This window comes from Streptomyces sp. Z423-1 (assembly GCF_013009255.1).
Classification (GTDB): Bacteria; Actinomycetota; Actinomycetes; order Streptomycetales; family Streptomycetaceae; genus Streptomyces; species Streptomyces gossypiisoli.
The window spans coordinates 7,509,495-7,529,552 of sequence record NZ_CP053109.1; the positions used below are offsets into that span (position 1 = coordinate 7,509,495).

The 20,058-nt window shown below is 72.2% G+C and carries 17 protein-coding genes; 4 read left to right on the forward strand and 13 right to left on the reverse strand.

Features of this window, described 5'->3' with window-relative positions:
- The first annotated feature begins 90 nt into the window (after nucleotides 1-90).
- Complete coding sequence (locus tag HJD23_RS33810; protein WP_171113175.1) at nucleotides 91-708, forward strand: class I SAM-dependent methyltransferase; 618 nt, start codon at nucleotides 91-93, stop codon at nucleotides 706-708.
- A 33-nt stretch (nucleotides 709-741) separates the two neighbouring features.
- Here the strand turns inward: HJD23_RS33810 and HJD23_RS33815 are convergent, their stop codons facing one another.
- Nucleotides 742-1,245, reverse strand: coding sequence for a DUF402 domain-containing protein (locus HJD23_RS33815; RefSeq protein ID WP_171113177.1), 504 nt, complete (start codon nucleotides 1,243-1,245; stop codon nucleotides 742-744).
- Nucleotides 1,226-2,155 (reverse strand): GNAT family N-acetyltransferase, encoded by a 930-nt coding sequence (locus tag HJD23_RS33820; RefSeq protein WP_171113179.1) that lies wholly within the window; start codon nucleotides 2,153-2,155, stop codon nucleotides 1,226-1,228. Before HJD23_RS33820 ends, HJD23_RS33815 begins: the two co-directional genes overlap by 20 nt.
- Nucleotides 2,156-2,226: 71 nt before the next feature.
- Between HJD23_RS33820 and HJD23_RS33825 the strand changes: the two genes are divergently transcribed.
- Nucleotides 2,227-2,601 (forward strand): GntR family transcriptional regulator, encoded by a 375-nt coding sequence (locus HJD23_RS33825; protein WP_171113181.1) that lies wholly within the window; start codon nucleotides 2,227-2,229, stop codon nucleotides 2,599-2,601.
- Nucleotides 2,602-2,676: 75 nt separating this feature from the next.
- Here HJD23_RS33825 and HJD23_RS33830 read toward each other — a convergent pair whose 3' ends face one another.
- A complete protein-coding gene (locus HJD23_RS33830; protein WP_171113183.1) occupies nucleotides 2,677-3,450 on the reverse strand; it encodes a DUF72 domain-containing protein in 774 nt (257 codons plus the stop codon).
- 37 nt (nucleotides 3,451-3,487) lie between these two features.
- Entirely contained in the window at nucleotides 3,488-4,582 is a 1,095-nt protein-coding gene (locus HJD23_RS33835; RefSeq protein ID WP_171113185.1) for a DUF5925 domain-containing protein, read from the reverse strand.
- A 168-nt stretch (nucleotides 4,583-4,750) separates the two neighbouring features.
- Here HJD23_RS33835 and HJD23_RS33840 point away from each other — a divergent pair, with 168 nt between their 5' ends.
- Nucleotides 4,751-6,163: a xylan 1,4-beta-xylosidase gene (locus HJD23_RS33840; protein WP_171113187.1), complete on the forward strand. Its 1,413-nt coding sequence runs from the start codon at nucleotides 4,751-4,753 to the stop codon at nucleotides 6,161-6,163.
- A 3-nt stretch (nucleotides 6,164-6,166) separates the two neighbouring features.
- On the opposite strand, the gene HJD23_RS33845 is transcribed toward HJD23_RS33840, so the two are convergent.
- The 6 genes from HJD23_RS33845 to HJD23_RS33870 form a co-directional block, all read right to left on the reverse strand.
- Nucleotides 6,167-9,745, reverse strand: a complete 3,579-nt coding sequence (locus HJD23_RS33845; RefSeq protein WP_171113189.1) for a lipopolysaccharide biosynthesis protein — start codon at nucleotides 9,743-9,745, stop codon at nucleotides 6,167-6,169.
- Nucleotides 9,738-10,538 (reverse strand): polysaccharide deacetylase family protein, encoded by an 801-nt coding sequence (locus tag HJD23_RS33850; protein ID WP_171113191.1) that lies wholly within the window; start codon nucleotides 10,536-10,538, stop codon nucleotides 9,738-9,740. Before HJD23_RS33850 ends, HJD23_RS33845 begins: the two co-directional genes overlap by 8 nt.
- A gap of 18 nt (nucleotides 10,539-10,556) precedes the next feature.
- On the reverse strand, nucleotides 10,557-11,543 hold the full coding sequence (locus HJD23_RS33855) for a glycosyltransferase family 2 protein (protein WP_171113193.1): 987 nt from the start codon (nucleotides 11,541-11,543) through the stop codon (nucleotides 10,557-10,559).
- Entirely contained in the window at nucleotides 11,540-12,361 is an 822-nt protein-coding gene (locus HJD23_RS33860) for a glycosyltransferase family 2 protein (protein WP_171113195.1), read from the reverse strand. Before HJD23_RS33860 ends, HJD23_RS33855 begins: the two co-directional genes overlap by 4 nt.
- A gap of 336 nt (nucleotides 12,362-12,697) precedes the next feature.
- Entirely contained in the window at nucleotides 12,698-13,795 is a 1,098-nt protein-coding gene (locus HJD23_RS33865; RefSeq protein WP_171113197.1) for a GNAT family N-acetyltransferase, read from the reverse strand.
- A gap of 1 nt (nucleotide 13,796) precedes the next feature.
- Complete coding sequence (locus tag HJD23_RS33870; RefSeq protein ID WP_171113199.1) at nucleotides 13,797-14,192, reverse strand: hypothetical protein; 396 nt, start codon at nucleotides 14,190-14,192, stop codon at nucleotides 13,797-13,799.
- Between the two features lie 189 nt (nucleotides 14,193-14,381).
- On the opposite strand from HJD23_RS33870, the gene HJD23_RS33875 reads away from it, so the two are divergent.
- Nucleotides 14,382-15,182, forward strand: coding sequence for an SGNH/GDSL hydrolase family protein (locus HJD23_RS33875; RefSeq protein WP_171113202.1), 801 nt, complete (start codon nucleotides 14,382-14,384; stop codon nucleotides 15,180-15,182).
- Between the two features lie 13 nt (nucleotides 15,183-15,195).
- Here HJD23_RS33875 and HJD23_RS33880 read toward each other — a convergent pair whose 3' ends face one another.
- From HJD23_RS33880 to HJD23_RS33890, 3 genes are read right to left on the reverse strand one after another with little or no spacing between them, the layout of a single operon-like run.
- A complete protein-coding gene (locus HJD23_RS33880; protein WP_240980873.1) occupies nucleotides 15,196-16,791 on the reverse strand; it encodes a serine/threonine-protein kinase in 1,596 nt (531 codons plus the stop codon).
- 58 nt (nucleotides 16,792-16,849) lie between these two features.
- Complete coding sequence (locus tag HJD23_RS33885) at nucleotides 16,850-18,523, reverse strand: nickel transporter (protein WP_171113206.1); 1,674 nt, start codon at nucleotides 18,521-18,523, stop codon at nucleotides 16,850-16,852.
- Complete coding sequence (locus tag HJD23_RS33890; RefSeq protein WP_171113208.1) at nucleotides 18,520-20,025, reverse strand: tetratricopeptide repeat protein; 1,506 nt, start codon at nucleotides 20,023-20,025, stop codon at nucleotides 18,520-18,522. The genes HJD23_RS33885 and HJD23_RS33890 overlap by 4 nt, the downstream gene beginning before the upstream one ends.
- Nucleotides 20,026-20,058 lie beyond the last annotated feature (33 nt).

Here is a 20,058-nt window from a genome sequence, read left to right on the forward strand (position 1 = left end):
ACCATTTCGGCGAGAGTTCCTCATCGCTGCCGGTATGTCTGTGGCGGCCGTCACGATTCGACTGTCAGTGGTGGGTGTCACCCTGGGGGCATGACGACTGACGAGGACGCTCTGACCTCTGCGGATGGCGTGGACTGGGACGCGCTCGCCCCCGCTTTCGACGACGAGCCGGATCACGGGCTGCGCGATCCCGAGGTGCGGGACGCCTGGGCGCTGCGGCTGCGCTCCTGGCTGCCCGACACCGCCTGCGACATCCTCGACCTCGGCTGTGGCACCGGCAGTCTGTCGCTCCTCGCCACCGAGCAGGGACACCGCGTCACCGGCGTCGACCTCTCCCCGGCCATGGTGGAACGGGCCCGCGCGAAACTCGCCGGACGTGACGCCGTGTTCCTCGTCGGTGACGCGGCGGCACCGCCGGTGGGGGAGCGGCGGTTCGACGTCGTGCTCGTACGGCATGTGCTGTGGGCACTGCCGGATCCCGGCCGGGCGCTGCGGCACTGGCGGGGGCTGTTGCGGCCGGGCGGACGGCTGGTGCTGGTCGAGGGCGTGTGGGGGACGGTCGCGCCGGTGGGCATAGCGGCGGACCGCCTTCGGGAGCTTCTCGCGCCCGTCGCCGGGTCGGTGCGGGTGGAGCGGTTGTCGCAGGACACGGCGCTGTGGGGGAGAGCCGTGGGCGACGAGCGGTACGCGGTCGTCGCCCTGGAGTGACGCTCTGCTGCTGCTCTGCTGCTGCTCAGCTGCTCAGCTGCCGAGGAGGGACTCGAAGTCGCCGCCGCGGGCCAGGGACTCCAGTTCGTCCAGAGCCGTCAGTGCCTTGGTGGCCGCCTCCGGGTCCGTTTCCGCGAGGCCGCTCTCCGCGAACTCGTCCTCGTCCAGGCGGCGTACGTCCGTGCCGTCGGCGGAGCGCCACAGGTCCAGGTCGAGATCCTCGACCACCAGCTCGGTGCCCGAGAAGGTGGCCGGGCGGGCGATGTCGCAGTACCAGCCCTTGAGGACGCCGGACGGGTCGCGGACCTCCATCACCGCGTACCAGCGGTCCCGCCAGTAGTACTCGGTGAAGACGTCCCCGGGCTCGAAGCGCACGAAGCCGAAGTCGCGCACGCCGGTGCCCGCGAAGGGAGCGCGGACCACGATCCGGGTGCCGTCGTCCTGGAGCAGCTCGGCCGGATAACGGATCTTCGTCCGGCCGGCCTTGACCAGGACGACGTCCACCATGGCGGGCGGCTCAGCCGAGTCGGCGGACATGGCGCACCTCCGTCGCGCAGATCTCGTACCCGAACGACTTGTTGATCGCGAGCATCGGGTCGTTGCCCGCGTCGTTGCCCGTGAACGCCTCCGTGTACCCGGCGGCGCGGGCGCGGTGCAGGGAGTCGTTCTTGGCGAGCTTGGCCAGGCCCCGGCCGCGGAAGGCGCGGGCGGTGCCGGTCATGGCGGAGGCGTACCGGGTGGCGCCGTCCGTGTAGGCCGCGCTGAAGGCGGCGGGCCGGCCGTCGACAAGCACCACAGAGGTCAGTTCGAGGTCGAGGAGCGGGTGCTTCCAGGTTTCCGCGATCCACGCCTCGTAGTCCGTGAACTCGACCGCGATGTCGCTCGGTTCGTCCGCTGTCGCCTCCGCGTCCAGTGCGAACATCGGGCGCGGGTCGTCCGCGTAGTCGGCGGCCGTGCGCAGTTCTACGCCGGGGGGCGGGGTTTGGAGGGGCGGCAGGGAGCTGTTCGCGAGGTCCAGGCGGAGGAAGTGCGCGGAGCGGCTGGGGCGGTAGCCATGGCTTTCGGCGAAGGAGCGGTTGGCGGGCTCGTCGAGGACCCAGGTGAAGAGTTTCGTCGCCCCCTGCGCGGCCAGGTGTTCCTCGGCGACCCGGACCAGCAGCGAGCCGGCGCCGTGGCGGGTGCGGTGCGGGTGCACGTAGACGTTGAGGTAGCCCTGGCCCGGTTCCGGGCTGTCGTGGGCGATGCCGACCTGAGCCGTGCCGATGATCACGCCGTTCCGCTCGGCCACGAGGGGGCGGTAGTGGGCGTCGGGGTGGGCCTGGGCGATGGCGTGGGCGACGGAGTCCGGGGTGGACACCATGTAGGGCAGGGCGAGGTGCCGTACCCGGGCGAAGGCCTCGACGTCGGCTCGGGCCTCGGGGCGCAGATCACGCACGATCACGGTCATGGGGTCGGACGTTACGCGGGCAGGGGCCGGGATGCCTCTCATTTTGCGGCCGGTACGGGAGAATCGGGCGCGTGACCTTGAAGATCGACATCGATGAGGGTGCGGCGGAGCCGCCGTACGAGCAGGTCCGGGCGCAGATTTCCGCGCAGGCGCGGTCGGGGGCGCTGCCGGTGGGGTATCGGCTGCCGACGGTTCGAGGGCTGGCCGAGTCGCTGGGGCTGGCCGCGAACACGGTGGCGAAGGCGTACCGGGCGCTGGAGACGGACGGCGTGATCGAGACGCGGGGGCGCCACGGGACGTTCGTCGCCGCGGCGGGGTCGGCGGCGGAGCGGGAGGCGGCGGGTGCTGCGCAGGCTTATGCCGAGAGGGTGCGCAGGCTCGGGCTCGGTGAGGAGGCGGCGCTGGATGCCGTGCGGGAGGCCCTGCGGGCGGCGTATGGGAGGTAGGGGGTTTGTCGGCGGAGGCTGACGGGGGTTCGGCACTGTCGGCATGCGCCGTTGCGAGGGACTGCGACGTCACCCTCAGCGCCGGATCGCAAGCTCCCTCGGCGTCCGCGTGACCCTCTGCCCCGTTCGCCTCGCCAGGTCGGCGAACGTTATCGCGTCGCCCACCGCCGCCCCACCCGGGTCGTTGTTGAAGTACACGTACACGTCGTGGTCGCCGGGGAAGACGGCCGTGATGCGGTGGACCCACGTCTGCAGCGACTGGCGGCCGTAGTGCGGCCACGGCCGGGCGCGGCCCTGGTGGAAGCGGACGTAACCCCAGTCGGTCGTGCGCCACAGCGGCGTCACCGGGCGGGCCAGCACGTCGGCCCAGCACAGGGCCGCTCCCCGCGAGCGCAGGACCTGCTCCACCTCCGGCGTCCACCAGGAGTCGTGGCGTGGTTCCACCGCGATCCTCGTGCCGACGGGGAAACAGGCGAGGCAGGCGTCCAGCAGCCCGGGATCCGCGCGCAGGTTCGGCGGGAGCTGGAGGAGGACCGGGCCCAGGCGGTCGCCGAGGCCGGACGCGTGGCTCATCAGGCGGTGCACCGGTTCCTCGGGGTCCTTCAGTCGCTTGATGTGGGTGAGATACCGGCTGGCCTTCACCGCCACCACGAAGTCCGACGGCACCCGCTCCCGCCACGCCTCGAAGTTCTCCCGCGTCGGCAGCCGGTAGAACGCGTTGTTGATCTCGACCGTGGCGAACCCCTCGGCGTACTCCTCCAGCCACAGCCGGGTGGGGCAGCCCTCCGGGTACAGCAGCCCCCGCCAGTCCTTGTACTGCCACCCCGACGTGCCGACGAACAGGGTCATACGTCCATCAAAGCACCGGCCGACACCCCATGGCCTCCTACAGGTACAGCCCCGCCTCCGACCCGCCCCGCGGCTCCGGCAGCGCCGTCGGAGACGTGCCCCGGCGCAGCGCGTACAGCTCCGCCAGCGTCGCCCCGTCCCGCCCGACGCCCTCCTCGGTGCCCAGCCAGCCGACCGCCTCCCGCCGGGTCAGCGGCCCCACCTCGATGCGGGCCAGGCAGCGGCCGGGGCGGACGACGGCGGGGTGCAGGCGTTCGAGGTCCTCGTTGGTCGTGACGCCGACCAGGACGTTGCGTCCCTGGCCCAGCAGCCCGTCCGTCAGGTTCAGCAACCGCGACAGCGCCTGCCCCGCCGTGTGCTTGGCCTCGCCGCGGATCAGCTCGTCGCAGTCCTCCAGCAGCAGCAGCCGCCAGCGGCCTTTGCCGGTCGTGTCGTCCTCGCCGATCGCGATGTCCATCAGATAGCCGACGTCACTGAACAGCCGCTCGGGGTCCAGGACGCAGTCCACCTGACACCAGTCCCGCCAGGAGCGGGCCAGCGTGCGCAGCGCCGACGTCTTGCCGGTGCCCGGCGGGCCGTGCAGCAGGAGCAGGCGTCCCGCGATGTCCTCCGGAGTCGTCTTCATCAGCCGGTCCATGGCGTCCGCGACCGGCGCGGTGTAGTTGGCCCGCACCTCGTCCCACGTACCCGCCGAGATCTGCCGCGTCGTGCGGTGCGGGCCGCGCCTGGGGGAGACGTACCAGAAGCCCATCGTCACGTTCTCCGGCTGCGGCTCGGGCTCGTCCGACGCGCCGTCCGTCGCCTGGTCGAGGACCTTCTTCGCCAGGTCGGCGCTGGTCGCGGTGACCGTGACGTCCGCGCCCCGGTTCCAGCGGGAGACCAGCAGCGTCCAGCCGTCGCCCTCCGCGAGCGTGGCGCTGCGGTCGTCGTCGCGGGCCACCCGCAGCACCCGGGCCTCCGGCGGCAGCAGCGTCGCCCCGGAGCGGACGCGGTCGATGTTCGCCGCGTGCGAGTACGGCTGCTCGCCCGTCGCGAAGCGGCCGAGGAACAGCGCGTCCACGACGTCGGACGGCGAGTCGCTGTCGTCGACGTGGAGCCGGATCGGCAGAGCGTCGTGTGGGTTCGCAGACATGCCGCCATGATCGGGCACACGGGCGTCGCGTGCACCCGGTTTCCGAGGTGCGCGCGGAGTGTCGGCTGCACACCCCTGCTCCCGCTGTGCCCCGCTCCATCCGGTTTCCGGGCCGTACATGTACGACATCTGCCCCAACGCCCGTCCCCGCCGTTACTGTTGCCCTCGATGGGACGTCATGGGTGGGGTACGGGGGCACGGCGGTGGCGGCTCACCGCGCTGCTCGGTGTGTCGGCGGCCCTCGTGGCCCTGGTGGTGACCCTGGTCAGCACACTTCCCGGCGACGGCGCGAGCACCGCCGGCACCTCGCCGGACGGCGACAAGGTGCACGGCACGCCCGCCGTCCCGCCCGAGGAGCCGCGACCGGACGTCGGCTGGGGCTTCACCCACACCCAGTTCAGCGCCGACGAGGGCCCCGCCGCAGCCCTGGGGCGCGTGACGACGAGCCTCAGGCAGTCGGCGCTGCCGCAGAACCAGCACATCATGGGCTGGGGCGCCGACAACCCCGAGCCGGTGAAGGGCCGTTACGACTTCGCCGCCCTCGACCGCCGCGTCGACTTCGTCCGCGCCTCCGGCGGCACGCCGGTCATCACGCTGTGCTGCGCCCCGGACTGGATGAAGGGCGGCGAGGCCGGCGCCGAGAACACCGACTGGAGCCAGGCCGCCCTGGAGACCGCCCCACGGCCCGAGCACTACGCCGACTTCGCCGCCCTCGCCGCGACCGTCGCCAAGCGCTATCCCGACGTACGCCACTTCATCGTCTGGAACGAGTTCAAGGGGTTCTGGAACGACGCCGAGCGCCGCTGGGACCACGAGGGCTACACGAAGCTGTACAACCTCGTCCACCAGGCGCTGAAGGAGGTGAACCAGGACATCATGGTCGGCGGACCGTACCTGGTGATGGACAGCGTCGACCCGCGGCAGACGGACATCGCCTCCACCACCCTCAAGGGCCCCTGGGGCGCCCTCGATCAGCGGGTCCTGGACGCCTTCGCCTACTGGAACGAGCACAAGGCGGGCGCCGACTTCGTCGTCGTGGACGGCTCCAGCTACACCAAGGACGACGAGCTGCTGCCGGACGAGTTCGCCGCCACCGACAAGTTCACGGCCGTCGGCGAGTGGGTGCGGCGGCAGACCGGCGACGATCTGCCGCTGTGGTGGGCCGAGTACTACGTCGAGCCCGCCGACGGCAACGACGACCGGCACGGCTGGTCCGAGCCCCGCCGCCGCGCCGTCCAGGCCGCCGCGATGATCGCCATGGTCAGGGGCGGCGCCTCCTCCGGCTTCTACTGGAACCCGCAGGAGGAGACCGGCCCCGACTGCCCCGGCTGCCTCTGGACGCCGACCGACACCGAGGGCGGGGGCGCGAAGCTGCCCATGTACGACCTGGTGGCCCGCTTCAACGCCGAGTTCCCGCCGGGGACGACGTACGAGACCGTGGCCGCCCCGGCGGGCGTACGTGTCCTCGCCACCGACCGGACCGTCCTGGTCGTCAACACCCGGGACCGGACGATCAGCGCGGACGTCGACGGCAAGCGGTTCGAGCTGCAGGCGTACGAGGTGAAGTGGCTCGAGCGATAGCCGCTACTTCATGGTCAGGAACCGCTGCACCAGCGCCGCGACCAGCACCGCCAGCAGCGGCAGCGAGAACCAGAAACCGCTCTGCAGCCACCGCAGCTTCCGCACGCTCGGCCGCATCCCCACCCGGACCACCTCCCGCGCCGACAGCAGCAGGATCAGCACGACGGCCGTAAGAGCCCCGACCACCGACCAGGGCGTCCAGGTCACCAGCGGTCCCGGCGGGCCGGGATCGGCCTCGGGGACAGGACCGGCGGGCCGCGTGGCCGGCGCGTAAATCGTTGCGTCCTCGTTGACGAACACCTTCCGCAGCTCCGGCCGCCGGTCCAGGTGCTGGATCAGCCGGGGTTCCCAGGTCGCCGCGTAGCCCGCATCCATGCGGAGGAAGGTGACCTGAGCACGGTTGATCATCAGATACGAGTTCGGCCCGGCGTCCTTCAACGCCTTGACCAGCCCCGACACCAGCACCGGGTCGGTCGGTGCGAGCGTCGGCACGTACTCGACCTTCTCCATGTCCCGGGCGCCCCACGGCATCGCGGGCGTCACGGTCTGCAGCGGGTCGTCGCTGAGCCACAGCAGCCGCACGCTCGGATCGTCGTGCGCGTACACGAACTCCATGGCGGCGACCTCGCCGGGCCGCACCCGTTCGAACGGCTCGTTGCCCCACCGCGCCACCAGGAACCCGCCCATCAGCACCAGCCCCGCCATCAGCGCGGCCAGCGGGGCGAGGCTCACCCGGTCCCTTTCCCGTTCCTCGGCGGTGACGCCGGTACGCGGGAAGAGCGCGAGCCCCGTCAGCAGGGCGGCACCGGGCAGCGCGAACAGGAAGACGCGCAGCGCCATCTCACCGCCGTACGACTGCATGCCGAAGCCCAGGAACGGCACGAAGGCCAGCACCAGCAGCGACCGCTCGCGGTACTTGTGCTCGCGCCGCCGCCACCAGCCCCAGCAGGCGAGCGTCATCACCCCGCCGGCCAGCGCCACGCGCGCGTACAGCACGAGCTGGTGGGTCGAACTGCCGCCCTCGATCCGGCCGGACACCGACGACGACACATTGCCGCCGACGCCGCCGATCCCGCCGAACAGCTCGTCGAAGTGCCCGGACCAGTACGGCTCGGCCATGAAGCCGATCCAGGCCGCGACCATCACCCCGCACAGCACCGGCAGGCCGCGCAGTTCGGACCTGCCGACCAGCACGAGGACCGCGAGCACGCCCAGCATCACGAACGGGGTCAGCTGGTGGGCCGGGACGGTCGCCGCGAACAGGCCGATCACGACGAGCAGCAGCACCACCCGCTGCCGCCGGTTCGTCGGCTCCACCTCCGCCTCACCGGGGCGGAACCTCGTCCAGATCACGCGCGGGGCGCGGAACCAGACCAGCACGATCGCCACGAGCACGAGGTACAGCAGGTAGGTGAAGCCCTGCGGGGAGAAGTAGTCCTGGCCGACCCAGCCGCTCAGCACGAAGATCCACACGCCGGTCCACTTGGCACGCCAGCCGGCCCGGAGAGACCGCGTCAGCAGGAACAGCGGTGCCAGGTAGAGCAGTTGGACGGTCAGCGGCCACCAGCGGATGACCTCGGTGAGGTCGGTGACCCCGCAGGCCTGGGCGACGAAGGCGGCCACCGCGAAGAAGCCGGGCCAGCTCCAGCGCGCGTCCAGGTCCGGTACGGCCGTGCCGGTGCGGTCGATGTAGTCGAGGAAGCCGAGGTGCTGCCAGGCCGTGGCGAACCGCGGCTCGGTCTCGATCACCGCGGGCAGCGCGTGCAGCGACACCACCGTGGCCAGCAGGGTGACCAGCAGCAGCGTCCGGTGCTCACGGCTCGGCCAGAGCAGCGAGGCGAACACCACGACCAGCAGCGCGGCCCCGGCCAGGGTCGGGGTGGGCAGGACGGAGATCAGGCCCAGCCCGCCCATGCGGTCCAGGTCGGCCTCGCCGAGACGGGACGCCGGGACCCAGTAGAGCAGGAGCGCGGCGACCAGCAGACAGCCGAGGACGACACCGAGACGGGTGGGCATCAGGCGCTTTCGCCAAGGTGCCGCCGAATGGTGAATCTCCGTTTCCGCTGCCCCGGCAGGCTCCGACGGCACCCCCGTGGGCGGCGTCCCCGGCCCCGGTCGTACATCCGGCCGCCGTTCCTGATGGTCGAGGTCGGCCGGGATGCCCAGCACCAGAGTGTCGCTGTCGCGCGTCCCCAGGTCGGCGAGGTCCCCGTCGGGTGCCGCGCCCGCCGGGACGTCGGCGGCCGCGCCCCGGACGGTGCGGTACAGCCTGGGCGCCGCGATCGCCACGATCACCGCGAGGCTGACGATCTCGGCGACGCCCGCCCCGGTCAGGCCCATGCGCGGCAGCAGCACCAGCGTCAGGCCGAGCACCAGCGCGCACAACAGCCCCTGCAACCAGGCCAGTCCGGCGGTACGGCTCTGCGCGCGCAGCACCGCGAAGTACGTCTCCATCACGACCCGCAGCACCGCCCCGACCGCGAACCAGCGCAGCAGCGGCGTGGCCGCGTCCGCGTACCCGGCGCCGAACACGCCGAGGATCCAGGGCGCGCCGAAGAACAGCACGGCGGCGACCGGCAGCATGATCCGGGCCATCCGCCTCAGCGCGGCCCGCGTGTTGGCGGCGAGCCGGGCCGGATCGTGCGAGCCCTCGACGGTCAGCGAGGCGCCCATGTTGATGGCGAGCAGGTTGACCGTGCCGCCGATGGTGGCGGCGATGTAGAAGTACGCGTTGTCCTCGGCGCTGACCTGCGCGGCCACGATCACCGGCACGAGATAGACCACGGCGAGCGAGAACAGCGACCCGGTGTAGTCACCCGCCAGGAACCGCCCGACCTCCCTCACCGTCGGCGGCCGCGCGTGCTCCTCGGTCGCCTCCAAATGCCGGGGCACCAGCCGCCGGAACACCAGCCAGCCCAGCGGCAGCACCGACGTGGCGATCGCCGCGACCCAGGACACGAAGACCCCGGCCATCGGGATCGCCACCGCGAACGCGATCAGCAGCCCCAGCTTCACCGCCGAGAACACGGTGTTCCCGACCGGCACCCACAGCGCGCTGCGCAGCCCGGTGAGCACACCGTCCTGGAGAGTGAGCAGGTTCCAGGCGACGACCGCCACCACGAAACCGGCGGCGGGCAGCGGCGAGTGCAGGAAGCGGTACGACGGTCCCCACGCGTCCAGCGTCAGCAGGAACACGCCCGCCGCCAGCGCCACCACCAGCGAACTGCCCGCGTAGGTACGGAAGATCAGGCGCCCGGTGGCGCGGCCCGCGACCGGGATGAAGCGGGCCAGGGCGCCGGTGAGTGTCACCGCGGTGAGCCCCGCGAGGAGCTTCATCGCGGCGATCGCGGCGGAGCCCTGGCCGACCGCCGCCTCGGAGTAGTAGCGGGCCGCGAGCAGCCAGTAGCCCAGGCCGAGTACCGCGGAGATGCCGGTGTTCAGCATCAGCGCGTAGGCGTTTCGGAACAGTTGTCCGCCGCCCCGCGACCGGCCGAGGCCTGGCAGTCTCAGCCGGCGCCGGGGGTGCTCCGGGGGCTCCTTCTCGGTCGGTTCGGCCTGTGCTGTGGTGGTCGTGTCAGACACGGGTACGAGTGGCCTTCCGGCGGACCTGACGTGCTCGGCGGACCAGTGCGTACCCCTTGGTGAGGGCGCGGTCCGTGGTGAAGGTGCGGGTGATCGCGCGGCCCTCGACGAGCCGCTCGAACTCCTCGATCCCGGTACTGCGGCGCACGGTGACGCGGCGCAGGGCGTACGGCCCCTGTCTTCGCCGGGCGAGTACGTTGCCGACGGCGAGCGCCTGGGCGTACCCCGTCGTACGGACCTCCTGGCGGACCCGGCGGCTGGAGTAGCCGTACGGGTAGGCGAACGACACGGGCAGGGCGCCCAGTTCACCGGCGACGATGTCCCGGCAACGGGTCAGCTCGAAGCGCAGGGCGTCGTCGTCGAGCTGGTCGAGCTGCGGGTGGCTGTGGCTGTGGCCGCCGATCTCGACGCCGGACCCGGCCAGTTCGCGCACCTGGTCCCAGTCGAGCATGCGGTCGAGGCCGCCGCCGGTGTCGTGGGCGCCGCTGATCCAGCCGGTGGAGACGAACAGCGTGGCCGGGAAGCCGTGCTTCCTGAGCACGGGCAGCGCGTGCCGGTGGACGCCCTCGTAGCCGTCGTCGAAGGTGACCAGGACCGGGCGCGGCGGCAGCGGGCGCCCGGAGCGCCAGCGGCCCGCGAGGTCGGCCGTGGTGAGCGGGGTGAGGCCCCGGTCGCCGATGGCCTCCATCTGCCGGGCGAAGGCCTCCGGGGTGACCGACAGGGCGCGGGTGGCGTCGTTCGGGTCGGTCGCAACCGCGTGGTACATCAGTATCGGCACGCGCGTGTCAGTCACGTCTCCCGCCCCCCTCGATCACGTCCGCCGCCCCTCGATCCGCGCCACGGAGAACGTCGTACCGCTCCTGCGCGCCCGTACGCTCCCCACGACGTACCCACCGGCCGCCGCGCACACCCCCGCGACGATCGCCCCTGCCCTTCCGGCACCGCCCGGCCGGGCCAGCAGCGCGTCGCGCAGGCCGCGCGCCACCCCGGTCGGCAGGACCCGGGTGGTGTACCGGCGTTCGGACTCCAGGCCCTTGTCCGCACCCACGCTCCGGGCCACCAGCGCCTTCGACAGGCCCTCGGCGTACGCGCGCGTACGGAAATAGGCGAACCGCTCGCGCCCGGACGGCACCCGGTGGTGGATCACCGCGCGGTCGTCGATCAGCAGGATCGCCTCGGGCAGGGCGCGGGTGAGGCGGATGCACAGTTCCGTCTCCTCGCAGCCCAGCGGGCGCTTGTCGCCGTCCCGTCCGATGCCGGTGGCGAAGCCGCCCGCCGCGTCGAACGCGCTGCGGCGGAAGGAGGCGTTGCCGCCCAGGACGTTGCGCACCCGGACCAGGCCGGGCGGCAGGCCCCGGTAGGTGCAGCCGACCACCCAGTCGAACTCCTCCGGGAACCACACCGGCCGCCGCCCCGATGCCCAGATGGGCACCGTACGGCCGCCGACCGCCATCACCCGCGGGTCGGCGTACGCCGAGGCGAAGTGCCTGAGCCAGTCGCGTTCGGCGACGGCGTCGTCGTCGAGGAAGGCGATCACGTCACCGTGGGCGGCGGCGATGCCGGTGTTGCGGCCGGCGGACAGGCCGCGCGGGCCCGCGTTGGCGAGTACCCGCACGCCGTTGGTTTCCTTGTACTCCCGGGTCAGACGGTCCAGGAGGGCCTGGTTGTGGTCCACGACCAGGAGCGTCTCCAGGGCCGGCCGGGACTGCGCCCGCACCGAGGCGACCGCCGCGAGGATGTCCTCCCAGCGGTCCTCGGTGTAGACGCAGATCACGACGGAGATGTCGGGACCGCTCAAGACACCTCTCCCCGGACCGTGTCGAGCATCGGCGAGGGCTGGGTGCGGCGGCGCAGCGCACGCCGGTTGGAGCGCTCCCGCAGGATCACCCTCAGCACCCGCAGCCCGTCGCGCACCGCGCTCAGGTTGCTGGTGCCGTGGATGCGGAGGTACTCGTGGCTGGGTATCTCCTGCACCTTCAGCCCGGCCTTGACCACCCGGATGTTCATCAGCGTCTCGACCTCGAAGCCGGTGCAGTCCAGGTCGATCTTGTCCAGGCAGTGCCGCCAGAAGGCGTTGTAGCCGTAGCACAGGTCGGTGTAGCGGGCGCCGAACTTGCGGTTGACGACCGCGCACAGCGCGCGGTTGCCCAGTTTGCGGATGAAGGTCATGTCGTCGGTGCCGCCGCCGTTGGCGAACCGGGACCCCTTGGCGAAGTCCGCGCCGGAGACCAGGGCGGAGACGTACGACACGATCTCGTTGCCGTCGGCCGAGCCGTCCGCGTCGACCATCACGATGATGTCGCCGGTGCACGCCTCGAACCCGGTGATCAGCGCGTCGCCCTTGCCCTTTCCGCGCTGATCGACGACCTTCACGTCCGGCCACAGATCACGGGCGACCGCGACGGTGTCGTCGGTGGAATTGCCGTCCACCAGAACCACTTCGTGGATCCAGTCCGGAAGGGTCTTGAAGACGTACGGGAGATTCTCCGCCTCGTTCATGGCGGGAATCACCACGCTCACCGGCGGCGTAATGGCCAGGTGCGTGGAGATCGGCCGGTAGGCGCCGGCCGTCGACGGATTCCGGTCGGTGCTCGCCGAGCCCAGAACAGCGCTCATGAGTCTGGTCCCTCTCGTCCGGTGGACCGCCCACCCCCGGGCGGCCCGGCTCTTTGTCCGGTTCGAAAGGGGGGTTTGTTTCACTGGCAAAGCTCACCAGCCCCGAAAAAGGCAGCCGGTTGCGCGGAACGGCTCGATCACGCATGAGGCATCACACGTCACCGAGCACGGCACCCCCCCACCGCGCGCCCCGCTCCGGCACATCACCGCGGCCCTGAGCCCTCCCCTGGTCCGCTGTGGTGACGGTCCGATGCGGATGAGATGTACGACGGTATTGACGCATCACCCCTTATGGCAAGACCTGGGCATGGCCTCACCTTTTAGTTGGTTTAGCCGTTACCCGCGACCTGACCGGATCTTTCCGATTTGCTTCAGCAGTTTGTCCGCAGGCTCGAACAGCTCCGGTCGCGACACCACCACATTGCGCAGTGCGCGCACCGGCGTGCGCCGGGCGCGATGCCCGAACGCGACCGGGTGACGGCGGGTCACCCACCCTTCGAACACCTGGATTTCACGCGTCTTCAGGGAGTCCTTGTATTCCTTCTGGCCCCGCCCGAGATCGAGACAGGCGATCCCGTCGGCGGCGGCCGCCTCGGCCATCCGCAGATGCAGCACCAGCCCCGGTGAGTACTTCGAGTACGCCGGGTCGTACGCCGGGAACCAGCAGGCGAGCACCCGCTCGGTGCGCAGCCCGAAGTGCGCGGCGATCGGCCTGCCGTCCGCGTACAGCACCGACAGGATCCCGGCGAACGGCGCGGAGCGGGTGTGGAACAGCTGCTCCACCAGCCGGGTGATCCACTCGTGCGCGAAGCGGTCGCTGCGCCCGGTCCTGCGGTACTGCGCGGACTTCCAGTCCATCAGCGTGCGCAGGGCGGCGGGGTCCCGCTCGTCGTGGACGTACACGACCTCGCCGGCGTCGCGGCCCAGCTTGCGCTCCTTGGCGAGGGTGGACTTGGTGAACTTCGGCGACTGGCCGCGCAGTCGGTCCAGATACGCGTCGAAGCCCTGGTCGACGTCGATGACCGGGGACGGGTAGGTGCCGGAGGCGTGCGCCTCGAACGGCCGCTGGCCGGCCACCAGGTGGTCGAACTCCCATACCGCGAGCCCGCAGGCCCGCAGCAGCTCCCGGGCGTCCCAGGTGAACCCGGGGCGGTGCACCACGCCCTGCGCGTCGGAGACGCCGAGCCCGACGGCCCGGCCGACACCGGCGGCGGATCTCTGGAACGGGAAGAACGCGGCGGGCTCGCCGTCCTCGCGGACCACCGCGATCCGGACGCCGCGTCGGCACCGGCTCACGGCCAGCGCGAACTCCGGCGCCAGGAACGGGTTCGCCAGCTCCGGCGAACCATGCAGATGGGCCTTGGCCTGCATCGCCGTCCAGGCCGCCCGGTCGGCGCCGGTCAGTTCGCCGGGGCGGTACACACTGAGGTCCACGTCACGGGCCCCCTCTTCTCGCGGTACGGCCACCGGAGCGCCGTACCAGAACCAGCAGGAGAGTGAGGGCGCTGAGGACGGTCACGGCCGCGATGCCGCCGCGTACCGACCACAGGTGCAGGGCCAGCAGGCCCTGGGCCACCAGCATGTCGACCACGATCGCACCCGCCAGCGCCACGATGGCGCGGCCGAGCGGATCCAGCCCGTCGAGCGCGGCGGCGATGGCCACGGCCGGTGCCGCCAGCAGGAAGAACAGCGTGAACGGACCGCGCAGCGGCGAGTCGGACCCGATGAGCGCGAGCAACGCGCCGATCCCCCCGATGGCGGTCGCGGCGCCCGCGAGCACGAGCCTCAGGTCTGCGTCTGATGCATCTCTCTTCGCGCGGATGGTCTGCATTGGCGACTTTGCCCCCCGAAGCGCCGGATGCCGGGCTTCAATGTCGCGCAGCCCTCGGGGAGCCGTCAAGACGGGGAATGCGCACAACGAAGTTGAACGCGTGTCAAAAAGTTTTGGCATGGACACTTCCACTCAACACGCGTAGTTGGTACGACGGTTGAGGCAGAGATCCTGCTAAAGGGAGGTTCCATGAGACGTTCCCGACTTGTCGTATACCTCGGCTCACTCCTCCTCGCCGCCACAGCCGCCCTCACCGGCGCCGCTTCGGCGCAGGCGTCGGAAGCCGCCGCCACCGGCTATGTGGCGCTCGGCGACTCCTACTCCTCCGGTGTCGGCGCGGGCAGCTACATCAGCTCCAGCGGCGACTGCAAGCGCAGCACGCGCGCGTACCCCTACCTCTGGGCCGCCGCCAACTCACCCTCGTCCTTCAACTTCACGGCCTGCTCGGGCGCCCGAACGGATGAAGTTGTCGCCAGTCAGCTGGCGCCCCTCAACGCGAGCACCGGCCTGGTCTCGATCACCGTCGGCGGCAACGACGCCGGCTTCGCGGACGTCATGACGACCTGCGTCCTGCAGTCCGACAGCGCCTGCATCTCCCGCATCAACACCGCGCGGGCGTACGTCGACACGACGCTCCCCGGCAAGCTCGACAACGTGTACACGGCCATCCGCAGCAAGGCCCCCTCGGCACACGTCGTCGTCCTCGGCTACCCCCGCTTCTACAAGCTCGGCCAGTCCTGCCTCGGCCTGTCCGAGACCAAGCGCAAGGCCATCAACGACGCCTCCGACCACCTGAACACCGCCATCGAGAAGCGCGCCCGCAACCACGGCTTCACCTTCGGTGACGTCCGCACCACCTTCACCGGCCACGAGATCTGCTCCGGCGCCTCCTGGCTGCACAGCGTCAACTGGTTCAACATCGGCGAGTCGTACCACCCGACCGCGAACGGACAGTCCGGCGGCTATCTGCCGGTGTTCAACGCCGCCTGACCCGTAGGGAGTATCAGGGAGTAGGCGAAAGTGAAGGGGAGGCCCCGCCCGTCGGGGTCTCCGTCACACAGGTCACCGAGAACGGCACCGCGTTGGACGTGGTGCGCACCGGGTCGCGGACCTCGACGCGGAGTTCGTTCTGCAGCGTCCCGCTCTCCTCGTACGTCGTCACGATCACCCGGTCCTGCCTGGTCCGTTCCCCGCCCTCCGGGAACGACAGCGTCTTCCAGCTCTCGACCTCGCCGTCCCGGGTCACCCAGCGGTAGTCCACCTGCGCCGGGAGCCGGCCCACCGTGAACGTCGCCGTGAACGTGGGTGCTTGGTCGCTCGGCGGCGGGCACGGCCCGGAGTAGTCGGTGCGGTCGCCGGTGAGGCTGACGGTCACCGTCTGGGGCGGGGGAGTGGACGTGGGGGTTTCGCTCGGGGTCGGGGTGGTGGACCCGGGCCCGCCGCCGGGGGCGGTGGTCTCCTCTTCCGGGGTCGTCTCCGTTGTCTCTGTGACGGCCGGGTCGGTGTTCCGCGCCGTATTGCCGCCGTTGCCGCCATCGTTGTTGTTGAGCAGCGCGTACGTCAGCCCGCCGATGGCCAGCGCCAGCGCCGCGATGCCCGCGATCAGGACGGTGGCGGTGCGGCGGTCGCGGCGGGGCTCGGTGGCCGTCGTGGTCGCGGCCGGGACGGGTTGCGGTGGGGTGGGGGACCCCGGTTGCTGGTGGGCGGCGATCGTCGGGGAGTACGGGTGCGGGGTGTACGGCGTCGTCGGCGCCGTGTCCGAGCGGGGGGTGCCGCCGGCGCCGATCAACCGCAGGTCCTGCTCGGCCCGTTCCGGTGACAGCCGCTCGGCCGGGTCCTTGCGCAGCAGCCCCTCGATGACCGGGGCGAGCGGCCCGGCCCGGCGCGGCGGCGGCAGCTCCTCGTCGACGATCGCGCGCAGGGTGCTCAACGGGGTGTCGTACCGGAAGGGGGAGTGACCCTCGACCGCCGCGTACAACAGCACGCCCAGCGACCACAGGTCGGACTCCGGGCCCGGCGTCCGGCCGAGCGCCCGCTCCGGCGCGAGGAACTCGGGCGAGCCGACGACCTCGCCGGTCATCGTCAGCGCCGAACTGCCCTCGACCATCGCGATGCCGAAGTCGGTGAGGACGACCCGGCCGTCGTTCGACAGCAGCACGTTGGCCGGCTTCACATCCCGGTGCAGCACCCCGGCCCCGTGCGCGGCGCGCAGCGCGGACAGCACCTCGGCGCCGATGTGCGCCGCGCGCTGCGGCGCCAGCGGGCCCTCGGCGTCCAGCAACTCCGCGAGGGAGATACCGCGGACCAGCTCCATCACGATCCAGGGCCGGTCCTCGTCCGTGGCCACGTCGTACACCGTCACGACATTGCGGTTCGCGACCCGCGCCGCCGCCCAGGCCTCGCGCTCCAGGCGGGCGTACATCCGCTCCACGTCGGCGGCGGGCAGCCCGGCCGGGGCGCGCACCTCCTTGACGGCGACCTCGCGGTGCAGCACCTCGTCGCGGGCGCGCCACACCGTGCCCATCCCGCCCTCGCCGAGCGGGGACAGCAGACGGTAACGGCCGGCGATCACGCGTTCACTGCCCGGTTGCACGGACACGGGCGCCCCCATTCCCAGCCGCGAGTGATGTGTCGTCTGATTTCTCCCCAAAAGTAGCTCACCCGAATGCCGATGCCGCCCCCCTGAGCACCAATCCGGCACCCAGGGCCACGACGACGAACGCGGAACCCACCGGCGCGGTACGACGGACCAGCGCGGCCAGTGGATTGGAGGTCCAGCGCGGCCGCCGGACCAGGGCACGGCTCACGCCGGCGCCGAACTTCACGACAGCGAAACCGGCGGCGGTGAGGGTGAGGGCCAGGCCGACGCCGTACGCGACGACGAGCAGCAGCCCGAACCAGGCGTGCCCGAGAGCGGCGGCGCCCACCAGGACGACGACCGCGGAGGGGCTGGGCACCATGCCACCGGCGAAGCCCATGAGGATCGTGCCGCGGAGAGTGGGGGCGACGGGGTGGGAGTGGGTGTGGCCGCCGTGGGTGTGGGTGTGGGTGTGGGTGTGAAGTGGGTGAGCGTGACCGGCGTTCGGGCGTGGGTGGCTGTGATCGTGAGGGCGCGGGTGGTCGTGTCCTCCGTGGTCGTGTGCGTGCGGGTGGTCGCGGTGGTCGCGGTGGTCAGGCGCATGTGCGTGCTCGTGGTCATGCGCGTGCGCGTGCTCCTGGCCGTGCTCATGGTCATGCGCGTGCTCGTGGCCTTGCTCATCACCGTGCGCGTGGCCGTGGCCATGCGCGTGTACGTGCGCCTGGACGCCTCCCCGGCCGCGGACCGCCCGCCGGACCAGTCCCGCCCCCGCCAGCGTCACCAGCACGCCGCTCGCGATGCCCAGCCAGGCGACCACCGAGGGGGCCGCCGCGGAGCCCGCCGTGACCAGGAGGCCGAGGGCGACCACGCCGAGGGTGTGGGTGACCGTGACGGACGCGGCCAGGGGCAGGACGTCCTTCATACGGGCCCGGCCGCCGTGCGCCGCCGCGGTGGCCGCCATCAGCGTCTTGCCGTGGCCCGGTGCGAGGGCGTGCATCGCGCCCAGGCCGATCGCGATGAGCAGGGCGAGTGCGGCGAAACCGGCGGTGAGGTCCTGGCGAGCGACCAGGGAGTCCAGGGCGCGGGTGAAGCGGTCGGCGCCGCGCGGCAGGACGGACGCGGCGGGCGCGTCGCCCCGTTCCTCGGCCAGGGCGGGACCGCCGGGCCGCACCCGCAAGGTCGCGGACGTGGTGTCGGCCGGGGACGACAGCAACTCCTCGGGATAGGCGGCCAGTTCACGCGACGCCGACTGCTCCGGCACGTCCGACGCGGTGAGCGTCGTACGGTCCCCGCGCGCGGTGATCTCCCGCCAGCCGGGGCCGGAGTCGGCGCCCGCGCTGCGGAACCCGACGGTCACCGAGTCGCCCTCGGGGAGGGGAGCGGTCAGCCTGCACTCCACCCGCAGGGTGTCGAGCCCCGCCTGACCGGGCCGCACGCGCGCGTGGCTCTCGACGGCACGGAGCGGAACCGTGCGTCCGTCGACCGTGACCTCGCTGTCCCGGGCGGCGGCCGCGCACCGCTGCCCGGCCCAGCCGGTCAGCCCGAGCCGTTCGACGTCGGGTCCGGCCTGGGTCGCCGGGATCTCGGCGAGGTCCTCGACGTGGTCGACGCGGAGTTCGCCGGGCGCGGCGACCAGGCCGTCGTAGTGGTTGACGGTGAAGTTGCCGAGCGGGTGCGCGGACGCGGTGCCGGCGGGGACGAGCAGGAGCGCGCCGGTGGCGGCCAGAACGGCGAGGAGACGGGGGAGTTTCACCGGTCCGCCTCCAGGGACTTCACTGCCGTACGGGCCTCGCGGGCGCCGAGCGGGGAGAAGCCGGGGTTCAGCCGCAGAGCCGCGGTCAGGGAGGCGCGGGCCTCCTGCGTGCGGCCCGCGGCGAGCTCGATCATGCCGCGGTGGTAGAGGAAGGCGGCGTTGCGGTAGCCGGTGGCGGTGGCCCGGCGGGTGTACGGCAGGGCCTCCTCGTCGCGGCCGTTGACGTGCAGCGCCCAGGCGAGGGCGTCCGCGGTGTGCACGGTCCTGCGGCGGTCCCACTCGGCGCGGGCGGCGCGCAGGGCGAGCTTCGCGTCGCCGTGGTCGGCGGCGGCGAGGGCGGTGTCGAGGTCGACGTTGACGCCACCCGCGCGCGCGAGGGCGGTCCAGGCGTCGACGAGGGCGTACTGCTCACGGGCCCGCATCGGGTCGCCGTCCTCCTCGTACAGCTCCCCGAGCGCCACGAGCGCGCCGGGCAGCGGGGCGCGGGCGACGACCGCCTCCATGCCGCGCACGGCCTCGGCACGGTCACCGCTCGCCGCCTGCGCGCGGGCGCGCCCCTCCAGCGCCGGGAGGTAGCCGTCGTCGGCGGCGAGGGCGCGGGCGTAGTGCCGCAGAGCGGTCTCGTGGTCGCCCTGGTTCCAGGCGAGTTGGCCGAGCGCGGTGGCGACGTACGCGGTGTCGGCGGGCGTGGCGGCGGCGTCGAGGGCCTGCTCCAGGACCCGGCGGGCGGTGCGGACGTCACCGCGCAGCTCGCGCACGTACGCGTACCGCGTGAAGACGGGGATGCCCGGCCGCCGGGAGTCGGCGGTGTCGGCGGCCTTCGCCGCTTCGTCGTACCGGCCGAGTTCGAGCAGGGCGTCGATACGGCTGCACAGGGCGCGTTCGTTGTAGGGGTTCTGCTGCAGGGCCTGATCGGCGAACTTCAGGGCGCCGGTGAAGTCGTGGCGGGCGGCGGCGAGGGCGGCCCGGCCGGCCAGGGCCTGGTCGTTGCGGGGCCTGAGGTCGAGCGAGCGGTCCAGCGCCTTGTCGGCCTGCGGGTAGCGCGAGGGGTCGCCGTCGACCCTGGCCTGTTCGACATAGGCGAGCCCGAGGGTGGCCCAGGCTCCGAAGTCCCTCGGCTGGGCTCGCAGATGGGCCTGCAGCCCGGTGACGCTCGCGTCGAGGTCGCCGCTGCCGAGCAGAGCGGCGGGCGACATGCCGCCGCCCGTCGTGGCCAGGGCACGTCCGCCGTCGTCCCGCGTGTTCCCGAGGGCGATCGACCCTCCGGTGAGCGCCACGGCCAACAGCACGACGCATCCGGCGAGTTGGGTCCGGCGCCAGTGCCGGCCGGCCGCCGAGACCCGCCGCAGCGCGGCGACACGCTCGTCGGCGTCCGCCGCCTCGGACGTCGTGGCGCCGGTCGTGCCCGGGCCGTTTCCGCCCTCTGTCAGCCCGCACTCCCCGGCGTCCGGCCTCCGGCCGTCCTCGCCCTCCGGGGCGTCGTCGTTCGTACGCGGGACCATGCCTCTCCTCGGTGCACCAGCGGATGGGGATGT

Coding starts and splice junctions, on each gene's coding strand:
- HJD23_RS33835 (WP_171113185.1), bottom strand. CDS start 4,582: ATGTCTGCGAACCCACACGACGCTCTGCCGATCCGGCTCCACGTCGAC.
- HJD23_RS33830 (WP_171113183.1), bottom strand. CDS start 3,450: ATGACCCTGTTCGTCGGCACGTCGGGGTGGCAGTACAAGGACTGGCGG.
- HJD23_RS33860 (WP_171113195.1), bottom strand. CDS start 12,361: ATGAGCGCTGTTCTGGGCTCGGCGAGCACCGACCGGAATCCGTCGACG.
- HJD23_RS33875 (WP_171113202.1), top strand. CDS start 14,382: ATGAGACGTTCCCGACTTGTCGTATACCTCGGCTCACTCCTCCTCGCC.
- HJD23_RS33810 (WP_171113175.1), top strand. CDS start 91: ATGACGACTGACGAGGACGCTCTGACCTCTGCGGATGGCGTGGACTGG.
- HJD23_RS33815 (WP_171113177.1), bottom strand. CDS start 1,245: ATGTCCGCCGACTCGGCTGAGCCGCCCGCCATGGTGGACGTCGTCCTG.
- HJD23_RS33890 (WP_171113208.1), bottom strand. CDS start 20,025: ATGGTCCCGCGTACGAACGACGACGCCCCGGAGGGCGAGGACGGCCGG.
- HJD23_RS33840 (WP_171113187.1), top strand. CDS start 4,751: ATGGGACGTCATGGGTGGGGTACGGGGGCACGGCGGTGGCGGCTCACC.
- HJD23_RS33870 (WP_171113199.1), bottom strand. CDS start 14,192: ATGCAGACCATCCGCGCGAAGAGAGATGCATCAGACGCAGACCTGAGG.
- HJD23_RS33820 (WP_171113179.1), bottom strand. CDS start 2,155: ATGACCGTGATCGTGCGTGATCTGCGCCCCGAGGCCCGAGCCGACGTC.